The 24,767-nt window shown below is 71.3% G+C and carries 24 protein-coding genes; 12 read left to right on the forward strand and 12 right to left on the reverse strand.

Features of this window, described 5'->3' with window-relative positions; genetic code table 11:
* Positions 1-3 precede the first annotated feature (3 nt).
* The gene (locus ACYVLT_RS08865) at positions 4-2,130 is read left to right on the forward strand and encodes a tetratricopeptide repeat protein (protein WP_461119646.1); all 2,127 of its coding nucleotides are present in this window, start codon (positions 4-6) and stop codon (positions 2,128-2,130) included.
* Here the strand turns inward: ACYVLT_RS08865 and ACYVLT_RS08870 are convergent.
* The 5 genes from ACYVLT_RS08870 to ACYVLT_RS08890 all read right to left on the reverse strand — a co-directional run bounded on the left by ACYVLT_RS08870 (position 2,023) and on the right by ACYVLT_RS08890 (position 8,588).
* On the reverse strand, positions 2,023-3,195 hold the full coding sequence (locus ACYVLT_RS08870) for an ROK family protein (protein WP_461119647.1): 1,173 nt from the start codon (positions 3,193-3,195) through the stop codon (positions 2,023-2,025). The two genes, ACYVLT_RS08865 and ACYVLT_RS08870, sit on opposite strands and share 108 nt — an antisense overlap.
* 1 nt (position 3,196) lies before the next feature.
* Positions 3,197-4,627 carry a sugar ABC transporter permease gene (locus ACYVLT_RS08875; protein ID WP_461119648.1) on the reverse strand — a complete coding sequence of 477 codons (1,431 nt, stop codon included), beginning with the start codon at positions 4,625-4,627 and terminating at the stop codon, positions 3,197-3,199.
* A gap of 35 nt (positions 4,628-4,662) precedes the next feature.
* Positions 4,663-5,436: an ATP-binding cassette domain-containing protein gene (locus ACYVLT_RS08880; RefSeq protein ID WP_360460122.1), complete on the reverse strand. Its 774-nt coding sequence runs from the start codon at positions 5,434-5,436 to the stop codon at positions 4,663-4,665.
* Between the two features lie 123 nt (positions 5,437-5,559).
* Positions 5,560-6,696: a sugar ABC transporter substrate-binding protein gene (locus ACYVLT_RS08885; RefSeq protein WP_461119649.1), complete on the reverse strand. Its 1,137-nt coding sequence runs from the start codon at positions 6,694-6,696 to the stop codon at positions 5,560-5,562.
* A 179-nt stretch (positions 6,697-6,875) separates the two neighbouring features.
* Positions 6,876-8,588, reverse strand: coding sequence for a DEAD/DEAH box helicase (locus tag ACYVLT_RS08890; RefSeq protein WP_461119650.1), 1,713 nt, complete (start codon positions 8,586-8,588; stop codon positions 6,876-6,878).
* Between the two features lie 174 nt (positions 8,589-8,762).
* Here ACYVLT_RS08890 and ACYVLT_RS08895 point away from each other — a divergent pair, with 174 nt between their 5' ends.
* Complete coding sequence (locus ACYVLT_RS08895; RefSeq protein ID WP_461119651.1) at positions 8,763-9,962, forward strand: YihY/virulence factor BrkB family protein; 1,200 nt, start codon at positions 8,763-8,765, stop codon at positions 9,960-9,962.
* 27 nt (positions 9,963-9,989) lie between these two features.
* Here the strand turns inward: ACYVLT_RS08895 and ACYVLT_RS08900 are convergent, their stop codons facing one another.
* Positions 9,990-10,241, reverse strand: coding sequence for a DUF3039 domain-containing protein (locus ACYVLT_RS08900; RefSeq protein ID WP_461119652.1), 252 nt, complete (start codon positions 10,239-10,241; stop codon positions 9,990-9,992).
* Between the two features lie 31 nt (positions 10,242-10,272).
* Between ACYVLT_RS08900 and ACYVLT_RS08905 the strand changes: the two genes are divergently transcribed.
* Positions 10,273-11,181 carry a pseudouridine-5'-phosphate glycosidase gene (locus ACYVLT_RS08905; RefSeq protein WP_461119653.1) on the forward strand — a complete coding sequence of 303 codons (909 nt, stop codon included), beginning with the start codon at positions 10,273-10,275 and terminating at the stop codon, positions 11,179-11,181.
* An 11-nt stretch (positions 11,182-11,192) separates the two neighbouring features.
* On the forward strand, positions 11,193-12,101 hold the full coding sequence (locus tag ACYVLT_RS08910; RefSeq protein WP_461120151.1) for a carbohydrate kinase family protein: 909 nt from the start codon (positions 11,193-11,195) through the stop codon (positions 12,099-12,101).
* Here ACYVLT_RS08910 and ACYVLT_RS08915 read toward each other — a convergent pair.
* Entirely contained in the window at positions 12,083-12,397 is a 315-nt protein-coding gene (locus ACYVLT_RS08915) for a DUF3099 domain-containing protein (protein WP_461119654.1), read from the reverse strand. The two genes, ACYVLT_RS08910 and ACYVLT_RS08915, sit on opposite strands and share 19 nt — an antisense overlap.
* Before the next feature lie 95 nt (positions 12,398-12,492).
* Here ACYVLT_RS08915 and ACYVLT_RS08920 point away from each other — a divergent pair, with 95 nt between their 5' ends.
* Complete coding sequence (locus ACYVLT_RS08920; RefSeq protein ID WP_461119655.1) at positions 12,493-13,995, forward strand: PucR family transcriptional regulator; 1,503 nt, start codon at positions 12,493-12,495, stop codon at positions 13,993-13,995.
* Here ACYVLT_RS08920 and ACYVLT_RS08925 read toward each other — a convergent pair.
* Positions 13,976-14,668 carry a TetR/AcrR family transcriptional regulator gene (locus ACYVLT_RS08925; protein WP_461119656.1) on the reverse strand — a complete coding sequence of 231 codons (693 nt, stop codon included), beginning with the start codon at positions 14,666-14,668 and terminating at the stop codon, positions 13,976-13,978. The two genes, ACYVLT_RS08920 and ACYVLT_RS08925, sit on opposite strands and share 20 nt — an antisense overlap.
* 76 nt (positions 14,669-14,744) lie before the next feature.
* Here ACYVLT_RS08925 and ACYVLT_RS08930 point away from each other — a divergent pair, with 76 nt between their 5' ends.
* From ACYVLT_RS08930 to ACYVLT_RS08945, 4 genes are all read left to right on the forward strand, one after another.
* Entirely contained in the window at positions 14,745-15,071 is a 327-nt protein-coding gene (locus ACYVLT_RS08930; RefSeq protein ID WP_461119657.1) for a hypothetical protein, read from the forward strand.
* Positions 15,072-15,164: 93 nt separating this feature from the next.
* Entirely contained in the window at positions 15,165-16,652 is a 1,488-nt protein-coding gene (locus ACYVLT_RS08935; protein ID WP_461119658.1) for a DUF7782 domain-containing protein, read from the forward strand.
* Positions 16,649-17,074 (forward strand): D-aminoacyl-tRNA deacylase, encoded by a 426-nt coding sequence (gene dtd / locus ACYVLT_RS08940; RefSeq protein WP_461119659.1) that lies wholly within the window; start codon positions 16,649-16,651, stop codon positions 17,072-17,074. The genes ACYVLT_RS08935 and dtd overlap by 4 nt, the downstream gene beginning before the upstream one ends.
* 202 nt (positions 17,075-17,276) lie before the next feature.
* Positions 17,277-18,269: a sigma-70 family RNA polymerase sigma factor gene (locus ACYVLT_RS08945; protein WP_461119660.1), complete on the forward strand. Its 993-nt coding sequence runs from the start codon at positions 17,277-17,279 to the stop codon at positions 18,267-18,269.
* Positions 18,270-18,520: 251 nt separating this feature from the next.
* Here ACYVLT_RS08945 and ACYVLT_RS08950 read toward each other — a convergent pair whose 3' ends face one another.
* Complete coding sequence (locus tag ACYVLT_RS08950; protein ID WP_461119661.1) at positions 18,521-19,456, reverse strand: phosphotransferase family protein; 936 nt, start codon at positions 19,454-19,456, stop codon at positions 18,521-18,523.
* Positions 19,457-19,561: 105 nt separating this feature from the next.
* On the opposite strand from ACYVLT_RS08950, the gene ACYVLT_RS08955 reads away from it, so the two are divergent.
* Positions 19,562-21,217, forward strand: a complete 1,656-nt coding sequence (locus ACYVLT_RS08955; RefSeq protein ID WP_461120152.1) for a fumarate hydratase — start codon at positions 19,562-19,564, stop codon at positions 21,215-21,217.
* 35 nt (positions 21,218-21,252) lie between these two features.
* Here ACYVLT_RS08955 and ACYVLT_RS08960 read toward each other — a convergent pair whose 3' ends face one another.
* The gene (locus ACYVLT_RS08960) at positions 21,253-21,441 is read right to left on the reverse strand and encodes a DUF397 domain-containing protein (RefSeq protein ID WP_461119662.1); all 189 of its coding nucleotides are present in this window, start codon (positions 21,439-21,441) and stop codon (positions 21,253-21,255) included.
* Complete coding sequence (locus ACYVLT_RS08965) at positions 21,441-22,286, reverse strand: helix-turn-helix domain-containing protein (protein ID WP_461119663.1); 846 nt, start codon at positions 22,284-22,286, stop codon at positions 21,441-21,443. The genes ACYVLT_RS08960 and ACYVLT_RS08965 overlap by 1 nt, the downstream gene beginning before the upstream one ends.
* A gap of 132 nt (positions 22,287-22,418) precedes the next feature.
* Here ACYVLT_RS08965 and ACYVLT_RS08970 point away from each other — a divergent pair, with 132 nt between their 5' ends.
* Together ACYVLT_RS08970 and ACYVLT_RS08975 are read left to right on the forward strand one after the other, a co-directional pair.
* Positions 22,419-22,646: a hypothetical protein gene (locus ACYVLT_RS08970; protein ID WP_461119664.1), complete on the forward strand. Its 228-nt coding sequence runs from the start codon at positions 22,419-22,421 to the stop codon at positions 22,644-22,646.
* Positions 22,647-22,687: 41 nt separating this feature from the next.
* Positions 22,688-23,449, forward strand: coding sequence for a class I SAM-dependent methyltransferase (locus ACYVLT_RS08975; RefSeq protein ID WP_461119665.1), 762 nt, complete (start codon positions 22,688-22,690; stop codon positions 23,447-23,449).
* Here ACYVLT_RS08975 and ACYVLT_RS08980 read toward each other — a convergent pair.
* Entirely contained in the window at positions 23,434-24,765 is a 1,332-nt protein-coding gene (locus ACYVLT_RS08980) for a jacalin-like lectin (RefSeq protein WP_461119666.1), read from the reverse strand. The two genes, ACYVLT_RS08975 and ACYVLT_RS08980, sit on opposite strands and share 16 nt — an antisense overlap.
* Positions 24,766-24,767: the final 2 nt, after the last annotated feature.

Here is a 24,767-nt window from a genome sequence, read left to right on the forward strand (position 1 = left end):
GCCGTGGAGGTCCACGACAACCTCGGTGTGCAGGTGGGTGACGGGAACACCCAGCACATCCACCTGCCCCCGGTGCCACCGGTGACGTGGCCCGTGCGGGTCGGCGTGCCGCCGCCGGTCGCGGACCGGTACCAGAACCGCCGGGCTGAGGCGGAGCTGGTCGGGAGATCCGCGGTGCTGTCCGGTTTGGGCGGTGTCGGCAAGACGCAGCTGGCGGTGCGGCACGCGCACGCGGCGTGGCGGGACGGGTCGGTCGACCTCCTGGTCTGGCTGAACGCCGTGACGAGGGTCTCCGTGATCAGCGGCTACGCCGACACCGCCGGCCGGGTGCTGCGCGACCTCAAGCCCGGCATCGCCGCGGAGGACGCGGCCGCGGCGTTGCTGACGTGGCTCGGCTCCACCGACCGGCGGTGGCTGGTCGTCCTGGACGACGTGCAGGACCCGGCCGACCTCAGGGGTTTGTGGCCGCCGATCTCCGCGACGGGCCGGGTCGTGGTGACGACGCGCCGCCGTGACGCCGCGCTGTTCCGCGACGATCGCCCGTTGGTCGAGGTCGGCGTGTTCGCCGAGGCGGAGTCGGTGGCCTACCTGACCTCGAAGCTCCCCGGCCACGACGCGGAACACCTGCGGGCGTTGGCGAACGACCTGGGCCACCTGCCGCTGGCCTTGGCCCAGGCCGCGGCTTTCATCGCGGACAAACCACTGCTCACGGTCGCCGGCTACCGCAAGCGCTTGGCCGACCGCCGAGCCCTCTCCGAAGTGCTGCCCGCGCAGGACGAACTACCCGACGAGCACCGGGCCACGGTCGCGGCGACCTGGTCGTTGTCGATCGAACGCGCCGACGGCCTGCGCCCACGAGGCCTCGCCCGGCCACTGCTGGAGATCATCAGCCTGCTCGACCCGGCACACACCCCCGTTGCGGTGCTGACCACCGCCGTGACCCTGCGGCACCTCGACGTGGACGCCGACGCCGTGGGTGACGCACTGGCCTGCCTGCACCGCCTCAGCCTCATCACGTTGAGCACCACGACGATTCGTGCGCACGCGCTGCTGCAACGTGCCGTCCGCGACACCATCGAGCCGGATCGGCTCACTCCCCTGGCGCACCTCGCGGCGGACGCGCTCCTGCTGGCCTGGCCCGCGCACGAGACCGACAGCGCGTTGGCCAGGGCGCTCCGGTCCGCCGCGAACGCCCTGCACACCCACACCGCATCGGCGCTCTGGGAGCCCAGGGCGCACGCGGTCCTCTTCCACGCCGGGAAGTCGCTCGGCGAGGCGGGATTGATGGGCGACGCCGTCGACCACTTCCGCGAGCTGAGCCGACGGGCGGAGGCCCACTTCGGACCCGACCACATCGACAGCCTGCACGCCCGCCACGAAGTCGCCTTCTGGAGCGGGCGGGCGGGGCGCTACGCCGACGCCATCGCCGAGTACGAGCGCCTGGCCCGGGACACCACCCGGAGCCTGGGCCCCGACCACCGGGTCACCCTGATCGTCCAGAGCAACCTCGCCACCCGACGCGCGGAGGCAGGCGACCCGGTCGGCGCCGTCAGGGAACTCGAACGGTTGCTCGCCGCCCAGCTCCGCGTCCTGGGTCCGGACCACCCGGACACCCTGGCCGCGCGGAACAACCTCGCCGGCTGGCGGGCGGTGGCGGGCGACCACGTGGGCGCGATCGCGGAGTTCGAGAGGGTGCTCGCGGATCACCTCCGCACGGTCGGGCCGGACCACCCGAACACCCTCGCCGCCCGCCACAACCTCGCCGGCTGGCGCGGCAAGGCGGGCGATCACGCCCGAGCCGTCGGCGAACTCGAACAGGTGGCGCTCGACCGCCGCCGCGTCCTGGGTCCCGACCACCCCGACACCCTGTTCACCCGCTACGTGTTGGCCCACGACCGCGCCGAACTCGGGCAGATCCCCGTTGCCCTGACCGAATTGCGCGCCGTGGTCGCCGACCAGCTGCGGGTCCTGGGGCCGGACCACCCCGACGTCGCGCTCGCGCGGCTGAGCCTGCGTCGACTGTCAGATGTCGCCCAGGACCGGCTCGAAGGCCAGCTCGGCGGCGCCGATGAGCTTGGCGTCACGGCCGAGGGGCGAGGAGACGATCCTGGTCCCCCCGACGGCTCGTGACACCAGCGACCGCTTCTGCACGGTGCGCCGCAACTGGTCGACCAACGACTCCGGCAGCGCGGTGAACAAGTCGCCCAGCACCACCAGTTCCGGCCCGAGCATGTTGACCACCGTGATCAAGCCCATGGCCAGCCACTCGGTGAACTCGCCCAGCCGGTGCGCCACGCTGTCCGGCGAACCCGCCAACGACCGCAGCTCCGCCACCACCGTGCCGCGCGGCGAGTCCTCGGGGATCGCCAGGGCGCGGCACAGCGCCGCCTCCCCCACCTCGGTCTCCCAGCAGCCCTGGCAGCCGCAGTAGCAGCGCCGGCCACCGGGGCGCACGACCATGTGCCCGAGCTCGCCCACGTAACCACCGGTGCCGCGCAGCGGTTGGCCGCTGGAGATCACGCCGCCGCCGATGCCGACGTCGGCGGAGATGTAGACCATGTCCGACGAGTCACGGGCGGCGCCGCGCACGTGTTCGGCCAACGCCCCCAGCTCGGCGTCGTTGCCGACCTGGACGGGCACCTTGAGCACCGACGACAGCCGTTCACCCAGCGACACGTCGGTCCAGTGCAGGTTCGGCGCCTCGTGCACCAGGCCGTCGGAGCGGCGGACCACGCCCGGCACGGACACGCCGACACCGACCGCCTGCACGTCGAGCTCGTCGGCCAGGAGCTTGGCCGAGTCGGCGACGTGCGTGATCACCTCGCCGGGGTCGCGGGACCGGTGGTGCAGGTTCCACGAGTCCCGGCCGAGGATGTCGCCGCCCAGGCCCACCATGGCCATCGCCACCTGCTCGACGCGGATGTCGATGGCCATCACCACGGCCGCGTGCGGCTGCGGCAGCACGAGCAGCGACGGGCGGCCGGCGCCGGAACGCTGCGCCGGCACCCGTTCGGCCACCACGCCGGACTCGGCCAGGCCGTCCACCAGGGCTTTGATCGTGCTGCGGTTGAGGCCCAGCTCAGCCGCCAGCGACGCCCTGGTGGAGGGCCCGTCCACGTGCAGTCGGCGCAGCAGCGCCGTTCTGTTGTGCCTTCGTACCTCGTCGGGTCGGGCTCCCGCGGTCGGTGTGCTCACGTCAGCGGGCGGCGGATGCCGCCCGGCGGCGGGACAGCGCGTCTACGCTCGCGGCCAGGAGCAGCACCAGGCCGGTCACGATGAACACGACCGCGGCGGGCTGGTCGAGCAGGCCCATGCCGTTCTGGATGATCGCGAGCACCGCGCCACCGATGACCGCGTCGCGCAGCTTGCCCTTGCCGCCGAACAGCGACGTGCCACCGATCACGGCCGCGCCGACCGCCATCAGCAGCGTGTTGCCGCCACCGGCGTTCGGGTCGACCGAGCCGACCTTCGACGAGTAGACGATCGCGCCGACGGCCGCCAGCGAGGAGGCGATCACGAACACGCTCATCCGGACCTGGGCGACGTTGATACCGGCCCGGCGGGCGGCTTCCTGGTTGCCGCCGACGGCGTAGACGTGCCGGCCGTAGCGGGTGCGCTCCAGCACGAACGTGCCGATGACCAGCAGGACGAGCACGATCGGCACCACGAACGGCACACCGGTGATCACCACGAGGTCGCTCTTGGAGCGGTTGAGCGTCAGGGCGTAGGTGGCCACCGCGCCCAGCACGAGGACGACGCCGACCTTGACCAGCACGATCGGGGTGGGCGACGCGACCAGGCCGCGGCGCAGCCTGCTGAAGTGGCGGCCGAGCACGACAGCCGCGTAGCCGCCGGCGGCGAGGACGAACAACGCCCACGAACCCGCGGTGCTCAAGTTGCCGTTGGCGACGTTGAAGAGCACGTCGTCGCGCAGGCCGAGCGTGCCGCCCTCACCGATGAACTGGAGGATGACGCCGCCCCAGGCCAGGAACAGCGCGAGGGTCACGACGAACGACGGGATGCCGACGCGGGCCACGAGGAAGCCGGTGATGCAGCCGATCGCGGTGCCGACGCAGACGGCCAGCAGCATCTCGACCCACGGGTTGGCCGGCACGCCGACCAGGGCGATGACCAGCGCCACCACCGACAGGGCGGTGCCCGCCCAGATCCGCATCACCGCGGCGAGCACGGCGGCCAGCGCCAGCAGGCCGCAGAACAGGTAGAAGACGGTGTCGCCCATGCCGCCGAGCAGGTTGCCGCCGTTGATCAGGTGCAGCGCCATCACCGAGGCGGTGACGCCGGACGCGGTGCCCGCGGACAGGTCGATCTCGCCCAGGAGCAGGACGAACACCAGGCCCATCGCGATGATCACGACGCTCGCGCCCTGCGCGAGCAGGTTGGCGATGTTGCCCAGCGTCAGGAACGTGTCGGCGAGCGAGCTGAACACGATGAGCAGCACGACGACGCCGAGCAGCGCGGGCAGGGAGCCCAGTTCGCCGCCACGCAGCCGGGCGGCGTAGTCGCGCAGCGCCTCGCCGGTGGACTGGGACGTGGTGTCGATGCCGAAGTCGGAGATCGCCGCGCCCTGGGGTGCGTCGGGGGCGGTCTCGCTCGTGGTGTTGGACATGCTGCGTTCCTCGTCGTGGGGAGCTTGGCGCGGCATCAGATGGTCGCGGTTTCGGGTCGGGCGATGCCCAGGTCCCCGGAGCGGCCGGCGGTGATCAGCTCGACCACCTGGCCGTGGGTGACGTCCTTGGTGTTGACCTCGGCCGCCATCCGGCCCAGGTACAGGCAGGCGATGCGGTCCGCGACCTCGAACACGTCGTTCATGTTGTGGCTGATCAGCACGACGCCCAGGCCCTGCTCGGCGAGCCTGCGCACCAGGTCGAGCACCTGGCGGGTCTGCGCGACGCCCAGCGCCGCGGTCGGCTCGTCCAGCAGCACGACCTTGCTGTTCCACAGCACGGCCTTGGCGATCGCCACGGTCTGCCGCTGGCCGCCGGACAGCGACGCGACCTGCGTGCGCACCGACTTGACCGTGCGCACCGACAGCGAGGTCAGCGTCTTGCGCGCGGCCTGCTCCATGTCCGCCTCGTCGAGCATGCCGAGCTTGCCGCGTTCCCGGCCCAGGAACATGTTCTGCACGATGTCGAGGTTGTCGCACAGCGCGAGGTCCTGGTAGACGACCTCGATGCCCAGGTGCGCGGCGTCACGCGGGCCGTGGATGTGCACTTCCTCGCCGTCGAACAGGACCTGACCGGAGTCGGTCGGGTGGATGCCCGCGATGCACTTGACCAACGTCGACTTGCCCGCGCCGTTGTCGCCGACGAGTGCGGTGACCTGGCCCGGGTGCACGTCGAAGTCGATGTCGTGCAGGACGTGCACGGGACCGAAACTCTTGTTGATGCCGCGCAGTTCGAGGATCGGCTCGCTCACTGGAAATTCCTCCGTCTAACCCGTCTGAAGGGTCTAACCCGTGCTCAGGTGTTCGCCCACGCAACGGTGGGCGCGCCGGAGCGGGGTGCGTCTCCCACACCCCGCCCCGGCGCGAGCCTTGACCTACTTGATGCCGAGCTCGGTGCAGACGGCGGCCAGGTCGGCGACGCAGACCTCCGACGCCTTGACGAAGCCGGCGTCGATGACGACCTTGACCTTGTCCTTGGTGATCAGCTGGGGCGTGAGCAGCACGGACTTGACGTCACGCTTGCCAGTGGGGTCGTTGACCGACGCGGTGGCGATCTTGTCCGCGGCGGCGGTGTCGTTCTTGGCCAGCGCGGCGGCCAGCTTGGCGGTGGCCTCGGCCTCCTCGTTGATCGGCTTGAACACGGTCATGAACTGGTCGCCGCGCAGGATGGCCTGCAGGCCCTCCGGGGTGGCGTCCTGGCCCGTGACCGGGACCTTCGCGTTCAGGCCGTACTTCTTCAGCACGGTGATGATCGCGCCCGCGAGGCCGTCGTTGGCGGCGACGACGCCGTCCACCTTCTGGCCGTTGCCGGTCAGGATCTGCTCGAACGTGGTGCCGCCGACCTGGTTGTCCCACTTGTCGATCGGCTTGGACTGGACGAGCTTCAGGTCGCCGGCCTCGTACTTGGGCTTGAGGACCTTCTGCTGGCCGTTGTAGAACAGCGTCGCGTTGTTGTCCGTCGGCGCGCCCTCGATCTCGATGACCTCGGCCGGCTTCTTGCCCGGCGCCAGCGCGGCGAGGCCCTCGACGAGGCCCTGCCCCTGGAGCTCGCCGACCTTCTCGTTGTCGAACGAGACGTAGTACTTCGAGCTGCCGCCCAGGTTCAGCCGGTCGTAGTCGATGACCGGGATGCCCTGCGCCTCGGCCTTCTTCGCGACCGTCGCGCCGATCTCGCTGTTCGGGGTGGCGATGATCAGCACCTTGACCCCGGCGTTGATCATGCCGTCGGCGAGCGTGGAGAACTTCTGCACGTCGCCCTGGGCGTTCTGGATGTCGGCCTGGAGGCCCTCGGCTTCGAGCGCCTTCTTCAGGAGCGGCTTGTCGAAGCCCTCCCAGCGCGCGGAGCTGGCGGTCTCGGGGAGGATGACGCCGACCTTCGCGCCGCCCGAGCCGCTGTTCGTGTTGGTGTCCGAGGCGGGTGTGTTGCCGCCGGACGTGTTCGCGCCACATGCCGTCATGGCCACGGCGAGGCCGGTGCCAAGGGCGATGAGAGCGAGGCTCTTGCTGCGCATTCGCCATCCCTTTCACGCAGGTGCGTAAATGTTGTGGCGCACAACGTATGCCGGGACAGGCGGTGACCGGAAGCACACTTGACCGGTAAAGTAGGCACGATGCGCTAACGACGAGGTAACCGAACAGACATCTGACTACTCCTAATGCAGTAGTCAGTCACCTCAGGTCACAACAAAGGTCACCACGAACGGAGCGTAGCGATCCGCTCCTCCAGCTGCTCGATGCTGGCCATCGCGGTCGGCGGGCCGCCGCAGTACTCGCGCAACTGGTTGTGGATCTTGCCGTGCGGCTTCTTGGTGCGGTGGTGGTGCATGGCCACCAGCGTGTTGAGCTCCTTGCGCAGCTGCGCGAGCCGTTCCTGCACGCTCGCCGAGCGCGTCGGCGCCGGTGGCGGGGGTGCGGCGACCGGGCGCTTGCTGGCCTCGACCAGCTGCTTCTCCTGCCGCTGCCGCAGCAGCGCGCGCACCTGGTCCGGTTCGAGCAGGCCGGGCAGGCCCAGGTACTCCTGCTCCTCGTCGCTGCCCGCGAACGCGGCCGTGCCGAACGACGAGCCGTCGTAGATCACCTGGTCGAGCTCGGCGGAGGCGCCCAGCGCGGTGAACGCCTTCTCCTCCTCGCCCGGCTCGTCGGCGACCTGGTTGGCCTGGGCCAGCAGCTCGTCGTCCCAGCCGTCCTTCTCCCGGTGCGGCTTGCCCAGCACGTGGTCGCGCTGCTGCTCCAGCTCGCTGGCCAACCCGAGCAGCACCGGCACGCTGGGCAGGAACACGCTGGCCGTCTCGCCCTTGGCGCGGGCCCGCACGAACCGGCCGACGGCCTGGGCGAAGAACAGGGGGGTCGAGGCGCTGGTGGCGTACACGCCGACGGCCAGCCGCGGCACGTCGACGCCCTCCGACACCATCCGGACCGCGATCAGCCAGCGGTCGGTCGAGGCGGCGAACTCGGCGATGCGGCCGGAGGCCTTCGGGTCGTCGGACAGCACGAGGGTCGCGTCGTGGCCGGTGTGGCGCTTGAGGATCTCGGCGTAGGCCTTGGCCACGGTCTGGTCGGTGGCGATCACCAGGCCGCCCGCGTCCGGCATGCCGCCCTGGCGCAGCTGCGTCAGGCGCATGTCGGCGGCCTTGAGCACCGACGGCATCCACTCGCCGGTCGGGTCCAGCGCCACCCGCCACGCCCGCGCGGTCTGCTCCTGGGTCAGCGGCTCGCCCAGCCGGGCGGAGAACTCCTCACCCGCGCTCGTGCGCCACTGCGCCTCGCCCGAGTACGCCAGGAAGATCACCGGCCGGACCACGCCGTCGCGCAACGCGTCGGCGTAGCCGTAGGAGTGGTCCGACCGGCTGCGCTGCACGCCGTCGGGCCCCGGCTCGTAGCTGACGAACGGGATCGGCGAGTCGTCCGAGCGGAACGGCGTGCCGGTCAGGCACAGCCGCCGCACGGCGGGCGTGAACGCCTCGCGGATCGCGTCACCCCACGACTTCGCGTCGCCGCCGTGGTGGATCTCGTCGAGCAGCACCAGCGTCTTGCGGTTCTCGGTGCGCACCCGGTGCAGCATCGGGTGCGCGGCGACCTGGGCGTACGTGAGCGCGACGCCGTGGTAGTCGCGGGAGGTCACCGCCATGGTGTTGCGGAAGTTCGAGTCGATCGCGATGCCCGCCTCGGCCGCCGCCCGGGCCCACTGGTGCTTGAGGTGCTCGGTGGGGGTGACGATCGTGACGGCCTCGATCGTGCGGTCGGCCAGCAGCTCGGCCGCGACGCGCAGGCCGAACGTCGTCTTGCCCGCGCCGGGCGTGGCCACGGCCAGGAAGTCCTTGGGTTTCGCCGCCAGGTACTTCGTCAGCGCGCGGCGCTGCCAGGCGCGGAGGGGACGGGTCGTGGCGACTTGCGGTTGCGACAACCTCGAACCCCTTCTGCGCTGATCAGCGGCGGTGCCGCGGAGGTGCGGCGGTGGTGTCGCGGTGGCGGACACGCAAATGCCCTCGGTGCGGGTGACCGTCGAGGGCATCGACAGCCTACCCGCTGCGCCCGCGGCGCACGGTCTCCGATGCCGCGAAATCACCCGTCATGCACCATGCTTGATGTTGCGATGGGTTCGCCGAGGGACGACACAGCACGCAGCGCGGGTCGCAAGGGACCCCTGCGCCTCTTGGCGCGCACGTTGTCCAAGGCCTGGGAAGGCAGCATCTTCTCCGAGGCGGCCGAGGCGGCGTTCTGGCAGATCCTGTCGTTCCCCCCGCTGCTGCTGGGGTTGCTGGGCAGCCTCGGCTACCTCGGTGACTGGTTCGGGCCGGAGGTCGTGAGCGCGGTCAAGGACCGGATCATCTCGACCTGCCGCACGATCTTCAGCCAGGACGTGGTCAACGACGTGATCGTGCCCACCGTCGACCAGATCCTGACCACCGGCAAGGGCGAGATCGTCTCGGTCGGGTTCCTGATCTCGCTGTGGGCCGGGTCGTCGGCGATGTCGTCGTTCGTGGACGCGATCACCGCGGCGCACGACCAGTACGGGGTGCGCAACGAGGTGTGGCAGCGGATCTTCGCGCTGCTGCTCTACATGGCGAGCCTGGTGCTGCTGATCGTCGGCCTGCCGGTGCTGGCGCTGGGGCCGGAGCTGCTGACGCAGATCTTCCCGACGTCGTGGCAGCCGACGATCGGGTTCTGGCTCAACGCGTTCTACTACCCGGGCATCGGCGTGTTGCTGGTGGTGGCGTTGACCACGCTGTACAAGCTGTCGCTGCCGAACAAGCTGCCGTGGCACCGGCTGGTGCCGGGCGCCGTGCTGGCGATGGCGGTGTTCCTGCTGTCGTCCATCGGGCTGCGCCTGTACATCCAGTGGATCACGACCACCGGGTACACCTACGGGGCGTTGGCGACGCCGATCGCGTTCCTGCTGTTCGCCTACCTGATCGGGTTGGCGATCACGCTGGGTGCCTACTTCAACAGCGCGTTGCAGGAGATGTGGCCGGCGAAGATGACGCGTCGGCAGCGGCGGCGGTGGCAGCGGCTGGAGATCGAGCGCGCCGCGGAGCGGATCAGGTCGGACGAGGACAAGCCGGCGTGGCCGGACCAGGAACCGCCGCCCGCGGAGGGCATCGTGCCGGCGGACCGGAACCACACTGCGGAGCGCACCGCGGACACGAACCACACCGCGCCGTCACCCGCGGACACCAACCACACGGTGCCGCTGCCGGTGGAACGTCGAACGAAGCGCGACCCGCGGGTGAGCGGGCACGGGTCCGGCCCCGGCGGGTCGGTGCCGGGGCCTTCCTAGCGCCGGACCTACCGGCGCGGGAGCGGTCTACTCGCCGCCGCCGCCCTTGGGCAGGCCTTCGTAGATCTTCTTGCAGTCCGGACAGACGGGGGAGCCCGGCTTGGGCGACTTCGTCACCGGGAACACCTCACCGCACAGCGCCACCACGTGCGTGCCCATCACCGCGCTCTCCGCGATCTTGGCCTTGCGCACGTAGTGGAACATCTTCGGGGTGTCGTCCCCGGTGTGGTCCGTGCCTTCCGGCCGGGTCTCCACCTCGGGCAGAGTCTGCGTGCTCACGCGGACAGCGTACCTGGGATGATGGCCCCTCGTGAGCACGCCGAGCGTCACCGAAGAGGTCCGATCCGCCCTGGCCGAGAACCGGCCGGTGGTCGCGTTGGAGAGCACGATCCTGTCCCACGGGCTACCGCCCGGCCGCAACCGCGAGGTCGCCGAACGGCTCGAAGGCGTGGTGCGCGCCGCGGGCGCGGTGCCGGCCACGATCGCCGTGCTCGGCGGCGTGCCCAAGATCGGGTTGACCCCCGCCGAGCTCGACTACGTCTGCGACCCGGCCAACGACCTGGTGAAGCTGTCGCGGCGGGACCTGGGCGCGGCGTACGCGCTCGGGCGCGACGGCGCGACGACCGTCGCCAGCACGGCCGCCCTGGCGCACGCGGCGGGGATCGGCGTGTTCGCCACCGGTGGCCTGGGCGGTGTGCACCGGGGCGCGCGGGAGACCTGGGACGTGTCCGCCGACCTGGACGTGCTGGCCACCACGCCGGTGCTGGTGGTGTGCTCGGGGGTGAAGTCGATCCTCGACATGGGCGCGACGCTGGAGCTGCTGGAGACCCGTTCGGTGCCGGTGCTCGGCTTCGGCACGGACCGCTTCCCCGCGTTCTACCGGCGCGAGTCGGAGTTCGGCGTGCCGTGGCGGGTCGATTCGGCCGCCGAGGCCGCGGCCGTGGTGGCGGCGCACCGCGGGGTGCCCGGCTCGGCGGGCGTGCTGCTGGCCAACCCGATCCCGGTCGACTTCGAGATGGACGCCGACCTGCACGATCGGCTGCTGTCGGAGGGCCTGGACCTGCTGCGCGAACGGGGCGTGCACGGCAAGGAGGTCACGCCCGTGCTGCTGGAGCACTTCCACACCGCCAGCGGCGGGGTGAGCCTGGACGCGAACGAGGCGCTGGTCGTGTCGAACGCCTCACTGGCGGCGGCGGTGGCCGTGGAGCTGGCGGCGTGACCGAGCTCGCGATGGCACCGGTGGGGCGCGGCACCGGCGTCGTGGTCGTCGGCGACGCCGGGCTGGACGTGGTGGCCCGGCACGCCGGACCGATCGTGCACGGCGGCGACTCGCGCGCGGCGGTGACCATCGAGCCCGGTGGCGCGGGCGCCAACACGGCGGCGTGGCTGGCCGCGTGCGGCGCGTCGCCGGTGCTGGTGGCACGGGTCGGCGCGGACTCGGCGGGACGGCAGGTGCACGCCGAGCTGACGTCGGCCGGGGTGCGGTGCGCGTTCGCCGTGGACACCGGGGCGGCGACGTGCTGCGTGGTGGTGCTGGTGGACGAGACCGGTCAGCGCAGCATGTTGCCCGACCGGGGCGCGAACGCCCGGTTCTCCCCCGGCGACCTGGACCAGGGGTTGCTGCGCGACGCCTCGCACCTGCACCTGTCCGGGTACGTGCTGCTGGACCCGTCGTCGCGGCCGGCCGGGTTGGCGGTGCTGCGCGCGGCCCGTGAGGCGGGCCTGACCACGTCGGTCGACCCGCAGTCGTCGGCGTTGATCTACGACGGGTTCCTGGACGACGTGCGCGGGGTCGACGTGCTGCTGCCCAACGCCGAGGAGCTGGTGGCGCTCACCGGGTCCGCGGCGCCCGCGTCGGCCGCCGTGCTGCTGGACGTGGTGGGCGCGGTGGCGTTGACCTCGGGCGCGGCCGGCGTGAGCTGGGTCGACCGGGAGGGTGTGGTGTCGGTGCCCGCCGAGGACGTCGAGTGCGTGGACTCGACCGGTGCGGGTGACGCGTTCGACGCCGGGTTGCTGGCGGCGTGGCTGTCCGGGGCGTCGCGGCGGGACGCGCTGCTCGGCGGTGTGCGCGCGGCGGCGCGGGCGGTGTCGGTCGTGGGCGCCCAGCCGTCGCGGCGGGGTCAGCCCTCGATGACGTGATGCGCGCGCGCCTCGATGGCGCGGTGCTCCTTGACCATGCGGCTGGGCTTCTCCGCCTTGCGGGGCGGCCGGTCGTTCGCGATCAGCACGGCCATCCACGGCAGCGGCACGGACAGCACGATCAGCGCCAGGGCCAGCCACCAGGTCTGGTAGAAGACCATCGCCAGGATGAGGCACGGGATGCGCGCGCCCATCATGATCGCGTACTTGCGCTTGCGCGCGGCGTGCTGCTCCTCGTACGAGAGAGCCGCCTCGGTGATGAGCACCGGTGTGCCGTCGCGCTCGGGACTGACCATGCCTTCATAGTCCCACCGCGTGACCCGAAACGGCACTTCCGGTTCGTCAATTCACATCCGCCGCGCCCGGGCGGCGGCGACCGTAGGATCCGGCTGTGGTGGCCCTTGATCGGCTCGTGGACGTGCTCGGCAGCCTCGGCACGCACCTGAGCTGCGCGCCGAGGGGTCGGGACGTCGAACTGCGCGGTGTGGCGCTGAACGATCCGGCGGAGCACACGACCGCCGCACCGGACGACGTGCTGCTCGGGTTGGGCGTGCCGTCACCGGCGGCGGCGGCGCGGTTGGTCGGTTCGACCGCCGCGGCGGCGGTCGTGCTGCACGGGTCGCCGCCGTTGGACGAACGGGTGCACGCGGCGGCGAAGCGGTCCGGGGCGGCGGTGCTGCTGGTGGATCCCTCGGTGCCGTGGGGGCAGTTGGCGAACGTCGCGCAGACCCTGGTGCTCGGCGGGCAGGGGTCGGGTGACCTGTTCGCGGTGGCGGACGCGATCGCGGCGGTGGTCGGCGGGCCGGTGACGATCGAGGACCAGCAGTCGCGCGTGCTCGCCTACTCCTACCGGCAGCAGGGCGTCGACCCGGTGCGGGTGCAGACCATCCTGGGCCGGCGGGTGCCGGAGGAGGCCTGGCGGGCGCTGGACGACTACGGCGTGTTCACCCACCTGGCGCGGTCGGACGAGCCGCTGTTCGTGCCGAAGCTGACCGACCAGCTCGGCGGGCGGCTGGTGGCGGCGGTGCGGGCCGGGCGGGAGCTGCTCGGGTCGGTGTGGGTCGAGGTGGACGACCCGGTCGACGCGGTGCGCGAGGCCGCCCTGGTGGACGGTGCGCGGACGGCGGCGCTGCACCTGTTGCGGGCGCGGGCGTCGGCCGACCTGGAGCGCCAGGCCGAGGCGGACCTGGTGATCGAGGCGCTGGAGTCCGGGCTGCCGGCGAACCTGGCCAGGCTCGGCCTGCCGTCGACCGACCTGCGGGTGATCGCGGTGCAGGCGCACGCGGGTGAGGGCGAGCACGGGGCCGCGCTGCTCGCGTTCTCCCGCGCGACGGCGGGCTTCGGCTGGTCGCGGCCGGGCCGCTCGGCGTTGTTCGGGAACGTGATCTACACCGTGCTGCCGTGCGGCGAGGACCCGGCCGCGGCGGTGGAGTGGGTGCGGGCGCTGGCGCGTGAGCTGCCGTCGGAGGCCGTCGTGCCGGCCGGGGTCGGTGGTCGGGCGGACGCCGCGTCGCTGTCCGCGTCCCGCAGCGAGGCCGACGAGTGCCTGGCGCTGTCGGACGGCGAGCCCGTGGTGTACGACCAGGCGTGGGCGCGGGTGCTGCTGCGCCGGTTGGCCGGGGTGGCGGAAGCGGGGCGGTTGCCGTCGCGGGGACCGGTGGCGGACCTGGTGCGGCACGACGTCGAGCACGGGACGCAGTACGCGATGACGTTGCGGGCGTGGTTGGCGGCCCAGGGCGACGCGCGGGAGGCCGCACGGGCGCTGTCGGTGCACCCGAACACGTTGCGGTACCGGATGCAGCGGATGGCCGCGGTGACGTCGTTGCCGTTGGGCGACCCGGAGCAGCGGCTGGCGATGGCGATCGCGTTGGCGATCAACCCGTCCGGCGGGTGAGCCCGCCCAGCAGCAGGTCCAGTCCGAAGTCGAACCGCTCGGCGGCGGTCTCGGCGGTGAACAGGTGGCCGGTGGCCGTCATGTTCGCGAACGCGTCCGGTGGCATCGAGGCCAGGTACTCCCCCATCTGCCTGCCGCGCGCCGCCACCTCGGTCTGGTCGACGGTGCGCCAGGCGCTGCCCTCGTAGGCGAACGCCTTGGTGTAGAGGCTGAGCGCGTCGGCGGCGTAGGCGGCGTGGGTGAGCGACAGACCGCCCGCGCGCAGGAGGCTGAGCAGCGCCTCACCGTGCCGCAGGGCGTTCGGGCCGATCGGGATCATGACCTGCCAGGCGACCCTGGCGATGCCCGGGTAGGCCTGCATGGCGGCGACCTGGGCGCGCAGCAGTTCCCTGACCTGGTCCTGCCAGCGGTCGGGGTCGGGCACGGGCAGCGGCACCTCCTCCAGGACCCGGTCGAGCATCAGCTCGACCAGCTCGTCCTTGGTGGCGACGTGCGCGTAGAGCGAGGCCGGCCCCGTGCCGAGGGCTTGGGCGACCCGTCGCGTGCTCACCGCGTCGAGGCCTTCCCGGAGCAGGACGTCCAGGCCGGTCCGGACGATCAGCTCGCGGGACAGGCGCGGCTTGACGACCGGCTTGGCGGGCGGCGTGCGCCACGGCGGGTCCTCCGAGCTCATGCGAACACCGTACTTGACGCGAACACTGTTCGTAAGGAACATCGTTCGAGTAACGAACACTGTTCGAGGAGGATTCGTGGCCAAGGCGATGATCGAGCTGACCGCGACCGTGCCCGCGTCGGCGGACTCCGTGCTGGCCTCGGTGGTCGAGGCGATCACCGAGGCCGGCGGCGGGCGGATCGAGGTGGACCGCGCGCGGCGGGCGGTCGCCGTGCAGGGCGGGTGGTGGTACCGGGGCGAGTACGAGGTGGAGGCGGTGGGCGGTGGCGCTCGGCTCACGCACCGGGTGCGCAACGTCGCGACCCGCGGCCGCTGGGCCGTCCCGCTGGCCAACCGCCTGTTCATCGGCTACCGAGCGCGGACGGAGCGGAGCTTCGCCGCGTTCGTGGCGAGCCTGACGTGACCACCTGCCGGCGAGGGGCGCATCGGCGACCGGTTCACCGCGTCCGGTGGGGCTGCTCAGGCGCGTGCGGGCGGGGCGCGAGACCATGACCGCGTGCTCCCCGATCTTTCTCCCGACCTGACCGCACGGCTGCGCGAGGCGTTCCGGGCCGCCGACTACGACGCGGACGGGGTGGTCGACGTGCTCGGGCCGCAGGCCCACGCCGCCCTCGGCCGCGGCGAGCCCGAGGCCGCCCGCCGGGCCACCCTGGACGCGGGCGCGCTCGGCACCCTGGTCCGCCTGTTCCTGCTCGGCGACACCGAGCCCGAGGCCGCCGTCCGGGCGGCGCTGCCCGACGTCGACCTGGACACCGCGGTCAAGGCCGAGGTGTTGCGCGGTGACGGCGACGGGCTGCGGGCAGGCCTCGACATCCGCCCCTACGGCGACGACGAGGGCTCCTGGTGGGTGATCGCCGACCAGGACGCCGACCAGCGCGGCGGACCCGTCCCGGCCGACCACGTGCTGGGTGTCGGCCACGCCTCCATCAGCCTCGCCCGCGCCACGTCGCGCCGCCAGGTCGACACGCTGCTCGACCTCGGCACCGGCTGCGGCGTCCAAGCCCTGCACGCGAGCCGCCACGCGCGGCGCATCACCGCCACCGACCTGTCCGAACGCGCGTTGGCCCTGGCCGCGGGCACGTTCCGGATCAACGAGGTCGACGTCGAGCTGCGCCAGGGCGAGTGGTTCGGCCCCCTGCGCGGCCGGCGGTTCGACCAGGTCGTGTGCAACCCGCCGTTCGTGGTGGGCCCGCCCCGGGTCGACTACACCTACCGCGACTCCGGCCTCGCCGGCGACGACGCGAGCGCCCTGGTCGTGCGCCAGATGCCGGCCTTCCTCAACGAGGGCGGCGTGGGCCAGCTGCTGGCCTCCTGGCTGCACCGCAGGGGCGAGGACTGGGCCGACCGGGTCTCGGCCTGGTTGCCGCGCGTCGGCGTGGACGCCTGGTTCGTGCAGCGCGACGTCGCCGATCCCGCCCTGTACGTCGGCACGTGGCTGCGTGACGCGGGCGTCGACCCGCGCGGCGCCGAGGGCCGGGCCAAGGCGTCGGCCTGGCTGGACTGGTTCGCCGAGAACGACGTCGAGGGCATCGGGTTCGGCTTCGTCACGCTGCGCCGGACGGACGCCGAGCACGCCGAGGTCGTGTGCGAAGACCTCCGCCACGCCTTCGACGACCCGCTGGGCCCGGAGTCCGCCGCCTGGCTGGACCGGGTCGCCTGGCTGCGCGCCACCGACAACGCCACGCTGCTGGCCACCCGCTTCACCGTGCCGGAGACCGTGCTGCTGGAGGAGGTCTCCGCGCCGACCGAGGACGGCTGGGAGTCGGTCGTGCGCCGCCTGCACCGCACCGACGGCCCCGGCTGGCAGCACGAGCTGGACGAGACCGCGTCGAGGCTGCTGGCGGGCTTCCGGGGCGCGTTGCCGCTGGCGGACCTGGTCACGCTGCTCGCCTACGCGCACGACCTGGACGCCGACGCGCTCGCCGCGTCCGCCCTGCCGGTGGTCCGCGAGCTGGTCCGCCACGGCATGGTGGTGCCCGCGTGAGAGCGGTCGTGGCGCGCGTCACGGAGGCCTCGGTCACCGTGGACGACGAGGTCGTCGGTGCGATCGCGGAACCCGGCCTCCTGGTGCTGCTGGGCGTCCACGTCGACGATGACGCCGACAAGGCGCACGTGATGGCCCGGAAGCTGCACGAGCTGCGCGTTCTGCGGGACGAGGAGTCGTGCGCCACGACCGGCGCACCCCTGCTCGTTGTGAGCCAATTCACACTCTACGGCGAGACGCGGAAGGGTCGGCGGCCGTCGTGGACCGCCGCCGCCCGGCCGGAGCACGCCGAGCCGTTGGTCGAGGAGGTCGTGTCGGAACTGCGCCGCAAGGGCGCCCGGGTACAAACCGGACGGTTCGGCGCGATGATGTCCGTGCGGAGTGCGAACGACGGCCCGTTCACCGTGTTGGTGGAACTCTAGATCCTTCTCAGGCAATCCTCAGGATTCGCGGCGCAACCGCTGTGACCGCAGTGACGTCTTCAGGTCGTGGGAAGCGGGAACCATTTCGACCCGGTTCGCGTTTCCCCCAGTGTCAGACACCGAAAGGTGTGCCGCGCGACGCAGCGCGGAGTGCGCGACACGACCGCACTGCCAGCCCGCGACACAAGGGGGAGGGAGCTCCATGACCGTCCCGAAGCTCCTCGACCGTCAGGTCGGGAACGAGACGACCAGCACGAGCGCCGAGTTGGACCTCGACGCCCAGGGACCGGCCGCAGACCTGGTTCGGGTGTACCTGAACGGGATCGGCAAGACAGCGCTGCTGACCGCGGCCGACGAAGTGGAACTCGCCAAGCGGATCGAGGCGGGGGTCTTCGCGCAGCACAAGCTGGAGACGCATCCGGACCTGCCGGATGAGCGCCAGCGGGAACTGCGCGCGTTGATCCGCGATGGTCACGTGGCAAAGAACCACCTTCTCGAAGCGAATCTGCGCTTGGTCGTTTCGCTGGCGAAGCGATACACCGGACGCGGAATGCCGCTGCTCGATCTGATCCAGGAGGGGAACCTGGGCTTGATCCGCGCGGTGGAGAAGTTCGACTACACCAAGGGCTTCAAGTTCTCGACCTACGCGACCTGGTGGATCCGCCAGGCGATCACCAGGGGAATGGCGGATCAGGGTCGCACGATCCGACTGCCCGTCCACCTCGTGGAGCAGGTCAACAAGCTCGCCCGGATCAAGCGCGACCTGCACCAGCAGTTGGGCCGTGAGGCGACCAACGAGGAGTTGGCCAAGGAGTCGGGCCTGTCGCCGGAGAAGGTGGTCGACCTGCTCGACCACGCCCGCGACCCGGTGAGCCTGGACATGCCGGTCGGCACCGAGGAGGACGCCCCGCTGGGCGACTTCATCGAGGACTCCGACGCCACCGACGCGGAGAGCGCGGTCATCTCCGGCCTGTTGCAGGACGACCTGCGCCGGGTGCTGGCCACGTTGGACCCGCGCGAGCAGTCGGTGATCCGGCTGCGCTACGGCCTGGAGGACGGCCAGCCGCGCACGCTGGACCAGATCGGCAAGCAGTTCGGCCTGTCGCGGGAGCGGGTGCGGCAGATCGAGCGCGAGGTCATGTCGAAGCTGCGGCAGGGCGAGCGGGCGGCCAAGCTGCGGGCCTACGCGAGCTGACGCGGTCTCCCGCGGCTGATGCGATTCAGCGGGGAGTCACCGTCGCGCGGTATTGACTTGTGACGCTGGTCACGGCACGGTCGTGCGATACACGAGCCAAGCGACACCTCCGCCCCATTTCGCGGAGGTTGTCGCATGCTGAGGAAGGTCGGGGCGGTCGGGGGCCGGCCCGGCCTTCCGCATTTCCGCAGAGTTCCAGGTGCTCAAAGCTCCAGGTGCTCAAAGCTCCAGGTGCTCAGAGGTCCAGGTGCTCAGAGCGTCAGGTACTCGGCGAGCTTCCCGCGGAAGAACCGCACGTGCCCTTCGTGCTCCGCGCCGCGGTAACCGCGCGGCACGCCCTCCACGATCATCACCATGCACAGGTACGCGCTGTAGAGCGCGATCCGGGTCTCCTCGGCCTCGGTGAAGCCCGAGATGCCGTAACCGGCCTTGAAGTCGTCGTCCAGGTCGGTGAAGGACGCCACGGTCGCGATCTCCGCCAGCGGGTCGCCGAACACCGCCCGTTCCGGGTCGATGATCCCCTCGATCCGCAGGCCCTCCTCCCGGCCGCCGGCGAGGAAGACGTTCGCCTCCCACAGGTCGAAGTGCACCAGCACCGGCTCGGTGACCTCGTCCAACAGGTGCGCCCGGGCCTGCACGGCGGGCCGCACGTCGGGCAGCTCCACGCCGAACCGGTCCGCGTCGGCCAGCACCGCGTCCACCATCGCCGTGAACGCCTCGCGCCACGTCGCCGCGTTCGGCCCCTGCGCGTAGCCGAACACGTCACCCCGGATGGTGTGCAGCTCACGGGTGATCGCGCCGAGCTCACGCCGCAGCGCGCCGTGCTCGGCGTCGCTCAGCCGGGGCCGCGCCGACCTCCACGACTCGCCGTTGAGCGCCGTCATCAGCAGCAGGCCGTCCTCGTGCAGCAGCACGTCCGGCACCGGCAGGCCACGCGCCGCCATCAGCCCGAACGCCAACGCCTCCGTGCGCATCAGGTCCCGCTCGTAGGTCAGCAGCGGCACGTCAGGCGGCGGCGCGACCTTCAGCACGACCTCGCGGCCGTCCGCGGCGGTGAGCCGGTAGGCGGTGTTGAACATGCCCTCGGTCAGCTCGACGTGCGCGGCGAGGGGCACCCCGAGCACGCGGCGGACCAGGGCGTCGAGCTCGGCTTCGGGGAGCCGGCGCTTGGTGAGGCTGTCGAACACGACGCGAATCACATCACGCCTCGGGGACGCGGCGGCGGGATCGGTATAAGTTCGGCGGAACCCGAAGCGCGCAAGGGAGCCCGCGACGTGACTGCGCCGAACCTCTTGGCACCTCAGTTCCAGTACACCGACGTCCTGCCGTTGGCCAAGGACAACCACACCGACTACCGGCTGGTCACGCCGGACGGTGTGTCGGTCGTCGAGGCGGCCGGCCGGACGTTCCTCCAGGTCGAGCCCGCGGCGCTGACGCTGCTGGCCAAGGAGGCCATCCGGGACATCCAGCACCTGCTGCGACCCTCGCACCTGGCCCAGCTGCGCGCGATCGTGGACGACCCCGAGGCCAGCGGCAACGACCGGTTCGTCGCGATGGACCTGCTGCGCAACGCGTGCATCTCCGCCGGCGGCGTGCTGCCCATGTGCCAGGACACCGGCACCGCGATCGTGATGGGCAAGCGCACCGAGTCCGTGCTGACCGGCGGCACCGACCAAGAGGCCCTGTCGCGCGGCATCTTCGAGGCCTACCAGGAGTTGAACCTCCGGTACTCGCAGATGGCGCCGACGACGTTCTGGGACGAGAAGAACACCGGCACCAACCTGCCCGCGCAGATCGACCTGTTCACCGCGCCGGGCGTGGAGCCGAAGTACGAGTTCCTGTTCATGGCCAAGGGCGGCGGCTCGGCCAACAAGACGTTCCTCTACCAGGAGACCAAGGCGCTGCTGAACCCCTCGCGGCTGGCCAAGTTCCTGGACGAGAAGTTGCGCTCGCTCGGCACGGCCGCGTGCCCGCCGTACCACCTCGCCGTGGTCGTCGGCGGCCTGTCGGCGGAGCAGAACCTCAAGGTCGCCAAGCTCGCCTCGGCCCGCTACCTCGACGGCCTGCCCACCGAGGGTTCGGCGCTCGGGCACGCGTTCCGGGACGTCGACCTGGAGCAGCAGGTGCTGGAGCTGACCCGCAACTTCGGCATCGGCGCGCAGTTCGGCGGCAAGTACTTCTGCCACGACGTGCGCGTGATCCGACTCCCCCGGCACGGCGCGTCCTGCCCCGTCGGCATCGCGGTGTCGTGCTCGGCGGACCGGCAGGCCAAGGCGAAGATCACCCCCGAGGGCATCTTCCTGGAACAGCTGGAACGCGACCCGGCGCACTTCCTGCCCGACGTGACGGGCGAGGACCTGTCCGACGAGGTCGTGAAGATCGACCTGACCCGGCCGATGGCGGAGATCCGCGCGACGCTGTCGGCGTTGCCGGTGAAGACGCGGGTGTCGTTGACCGGTCCGCTGGTGGTGGCGCGGGACATCGCGCACGCCAAGATCAAGGAGCGGCTGGACGCGGGCGAGCCGATGCCGCAGTACCTGAAGGACCACCCGGTGTACTACGCCGGGCCGGCCAAGACGCCCGAGGGGTACGCCTCCGGGTCGTTCGGGCCGACCACGGCCGGGCGGATGGACTCCTACGTCGAGCAGTTCCAGGCCGCCGGCGGGTCGTTGGTGATGCTGGCCAAGGGCAACCGGTCCAAGCAGGTGACGTCCGCGTGCGCGTCGCACGGCGGGTTCTACCTCGGGTCGATCGGCGGTCCGGCCGCGCGGCTGGCCCAGGACTGCATCCGCAAGGTCGACGTGCTGGAGTACGCCGAGCTGGGCATGGAAGCGGTCTGGAAGATCGAGGTGGAGGACTTCCCGGCGTTCGTCGTGGTGGACGACAAGGGCAACGACTTCTTCGCCGAGACCTCCGCCCCGACCCTCCAGATCTCGTTCCGCAAGTAGCTCTCCCCTGGAGGTCGGGCACTAGCGGTCGGGCACTAGAGGTCGAACACGCCGAGCTTGGCGCCGCGCGTGAAGAAGTCCCACTCGCTGAAGGTGAAGCGCTGTGGGGCTTCTTCAGGCCGGTTGCTGTTGCGGACGAGCACTTCCTCGGCCGTGCGCATGACCTCGACGCAGTTCGAGCCGCCGCCGCTGAACTTCGTCCACTCGCCGGGCTTCAGGGTCATCAGGTCTCCTCCGTGATCCGGGTCAGGAGTTCGCGGCTTTCCTCAACTCCCAACGCCTTCGCACGGGCGTGGTCGAACCAGCGGCTCGTCTTCTCCACGTGGTTGGCCCCGTCCTCGAAGTGGTCTCCGAACGGGGTGTCGACGCTGACCAGGGACGGCAGGTTGTTGGGCAGCCGGAACAAGGTCAGCGTAGTACCGGTCAACGCGTGCGCCCCGGCTCCTTGGGGCATCACCTGCACCACGACGTTCTCCAGCTCGGTCAGGGCGAGCACGTGCTTGAGCTGGTCGCGCATGACCTCCGAGCCGCCGATGTTGGCCCGGAACGCGGGCTCCGAGATCACCGCCCACAGCTTCAACGGCGGCTCGCGGTCGGTCAGCAACGCCTGCCGTTCCAGGCGCAGTTGGAGGTTCTTCTCCAGGACCTCGCCGCCCAGGCCGACCCCGGTCATGAGCGCACGCGCGTAGTACTCGGTCTGGAGCACAGCCGGGATCAGCTCGAACGACGAGTACAGGGCTTCGGTGGCGATGGCCTCCACGTCGAGGATGCGCCGCAGCCACGGGGAGATCGGGCCGCCGATCTTGCTCTTGGGCCTGCGGCGGTGGGCCTCGGAGTTGAGCGCGAACAGGTCCTCGCGGGTCGCTTCGTCGGCTCCGTAGAGGTCGAGGAGCTTCTCCAGCTCGGCCTGCTTGACGCCGCTGATCGCGTTCTCGATGTTGCTGATCTTGGTCATGGTGCAGCGCAGCACCTCGCCCACGCGCTCACGGGGCACGCCGGCCTCTTCGCGCATGCGGCGCAGCGTGGTGCCGATCTGGATGCGGGCGGCACTGCGGTGTGGGCTGGTCATCGTTCTCCTCGATCATCACCCGATCGGGACTTGTCGGCATCCTGTACGTACGAGATAGTAGTCCCGAGTGCGGAGAGTGTACAACCCAAGGCGGGGAGTGACGACATGGGGTCGCGGTTCCATCAACTGAGCTTGATCGAGACGAGTGGGAGCGGGGTGTACTTCCGACAGGTCGCGCGGGCGCCCGTGGCCGACGACGAGGACTTGCACGGCTGGATGGTGGAGATGCTGGCGGCCCATCGGTGCAACCTCGGGCTCTACGTCGCCGAGACGGGCACCATCGTGGCCGACGAAGACCAGATCGACGCCGACCTGTGGCTCGCGTGGGACGGGGTGGCCGCCTTCTCGACCACCGAGTAATCGTTCGCGTCCGGCGCGGGCCTTGTAGGACCTTGGTGCGCATGACGTTCGATGAACTGGTGGCCGAGGGCGCGTCCGTTCCCGTCGAGGGGTGGGACTTCTCCTGGTTCGAGGGCCGGGCGACGGAGGGGCGGCCGTCGTGGGGTTACTCGAAGCTCCTCGCCGACCGCATGTCCCGGGCCGAGGCGGCGCTCGACGTGCAGACCGGCGGTGGTGAGGTGCTGGCGTCGATCCCGCAGGCACCTCCAGTGCTGGCGGCCACCGAGTCGTGGCCGCCGAACCTGGAGGTGGCCCGCCGCAACCTGGCCGCGCTGGGCGCCTCGGTGGTCCAGGCCGAGGACGATGGGCCGCTGCCGTTCCCGGACGCGTCGTTCGACCTGATGGTGAGCAGGCACCCGGTCGTCACGCGCTGGGACGAGGTCGGCCGGGTGCTGCGGCCGGGTGGCACCTACCTGTCGCAGCAGGTCGGCATGGGCACGTTGCGGGAGCTGACCGACTTCATGATGGGTCCGCAGCCGGTGAGCGACGGGCGCAGCACCGAGCGCGCGGTGGCCGGGTTGGAGGCGGCCGGGCTGACCGTCGTCGACCTGCGGTCGGAGTCGTTGTGGGTGGAGTTCTTCGACGTCGGCGCGGTCGTGCACTTCCTGCGCAAGGTGTTGTGGACGGTGCCCGACTTCACCGTCGAGGCGTACCGGGACCGGTTGGTCGCGATGCACGAGCACATCGGGCAGGAGGGGTCGTTCCGGACGAGTTCGGAGCGGTTCCTGGTCGAGGCGCGCAAGGACGGTCAGCCGCGGGTGTAGATCACGCCCAGCTTGTCGACCTCGCTGCCGGAACGGCCGGTGAAGCCCGCGATGTGCCAGCCCGCGGGTGCGGTGAAGGTGGCCGCGTCGCCGGTGGGAGTGCCGGCCGAGATCGTGCGGCCGAGGTTGGTGGTGATGCGGACGGAGAAGATCCGGGTGCGGCCGTCGCGTTGACCTTGGGTGAGCGTGGCTCCCGTGAGGTGCTCGCCGGGCTGGAGGGTGAGCGAGGCCGGGGTGCCGCCCGTACCACCGTGGCTTCGAGCGGTGCCGTCGGCGAGCGTGATGCCGACGCGGTCGAGGCGTGCGCCTCCGCTCAGGGTCACCTCGCGCACGGCGGTTCCGGGACGGATGGCGTCGACGTCGGTGAACGGGGTGCCGTGCGGGCCGCCGACCTGGTCGCTCATGCGCAGGTGGTCGGCGAGCCGCCAGTCGAAGCCGACCGCGTGCGGGTAGTGGTCGGACAGCGGCTTGCCGTCGGCGTCGAGGAAGGCCGCGTGGTCGTTGCGGTAGGTGGTGGCGGTGAGGTCGATGAAGGCGTTGTCGCGGTAGAAGACCTTGTCGACGACTTCACACGAACTGGTGACGTTCTGCGGGTCGCACACCAGGGCCGGTGCCCCGGCGGCGGGTTCGGCGCCACCCCGGATCAGCTCCACCCAGGCGTCGGTGAGGCCGTTGGCGCGGACGAGGTCGCGGATGTTGTCGCCGGTGCGGGTGTAGCGGGTGTTCGTGTCGCCCATGATGATCACCGCTTGGCCGGCGGAGGTGCGGGTGACGTACTGCGACAGCTGCGTGATGTTCGCGCGGCGGGCCGCCAGGTCGGCGTCCGTGCTGCCGGCGTTGGCGTGGACGTTGTAGAGGTCCACGTAGACGCCCTCGGCCAGGCGGATGCGGGCGAACGTGAAGCCCTTGGGCGTCAGGCAGTCGGTGCCGTTGCACTGGTTCCACTTCACCCGGGCGAAGTCGCTGTACGGGTAGGCCGAGAGGGTGTTGAGGCCGTCGCCGAACGGCACCCCGCCGCTGGTGGGGGTGCGGTGCGGGTGGTTGTCGGCCGCGTAGAGGGCGGCGTGGTAGTTGAAGTCCTCTTGGACGTTGACCACGGCGTAGTCGCGGATGCGGGCGCCGATGACCGGGGTGTTCTTCGCCGGGTCCGACGACGACAGCGGTTCGGGGAGCCCGGCGACGTTGTAGGTCAGCACGGAGAACTGCCCGCCGGTGTCGGCGGCGGACGCGGTCGGTGCGGCGGATGCCGGTGCGATCGGTGCGGCCAACGCGGTGGCGCCCGCGACCGCGAGCACGATGCCGAGGAGTCGTCTCACGT

The sequence above is a fragment of the Saccharothrix stipae genome, from assembly GCF_054781895.1.

What these genes read in the sequence shown, in the direction of transcription:
- ACYVLT_RS08875 (WP_461119648.1), bottom strand. Translation starts at nt 4,627, where the DNA reads ATGTCCAACACCACGAGCGAGACCGCCCCCGACGCACCCCAGGGCGCG.
- ACYVLT_RS08915 (WP_461119654.1), bottom strand. Translation starts at nt 12,397, where the DNA reads ATGGTCAGTCCCGAGCGCGACGGCACACCGGTGCTCATCACCGAGGCG.
- ACYVLT_RS08910 (WP_461120151.1), top strand. Translation starts at nt 11,193, where the DNA reads ATGGCACCGGTGGGGCGCGGCACCGGCGTCGTGGTCGTCGGCGACGCC.
- ACYVLT_RS08925 (WP_461119656.1), bottom strand. Translation starts at nt 14,668, where the DNA reads ATGAGCTCGGAGGACCCGCCGTGGCGCACGCCGCCCGCCAAGCCGGTC.
- ACYVLT_RS08895 (WP_461119651.1), top strand. Translation starts at nt 8,763, where the DNA reads ATGCTTGATGTTGCGATGGGTTCGCCGAGGGACGACACAGCACGCAGC.
- ACYVLT_RS08975 (WP_461119665.1), top strand. Translation starts at nt 22,688, where the DNA reads ATGACGTTCGATGAACTGGTGGCCGAGGGCGCGTCCGTTCCCGTCGAG.
- ACYVLT_RS08945 (WP_461119660.1), top strand. Translation starts at nt 17,277, where the DNA reads ATGACCGTCCCGAAGCTCCTCGACCGTCAGGTCGGGAACGAGACGACC.
- ACYVLT_RS08885 (WP_461119649.1), bottom strand. Translation starts at nt 6,696, where the DNA reads ATGCGCAGCAAGAGCCTCGCTCTCATCGCCCTTGGCACCGGCCTCGCC.
- ACYVLT_RS08960 (WP_461119662.1), bottom strand. Translation starts at nt 21,441, where the DNA reads ATGACCCTGAAGCCCGGCGAGTGGACGAAGTTCAGCGGCGGCGGCTCG.
- ACYVLT_RS08965 (WP_461119663.1), bottom strand. Translation starts at nt 22,286, where the DNA reads ATGACCAGCCCACACCGCAGTGCCGCCCGCATCCAGATCGGCACCACG.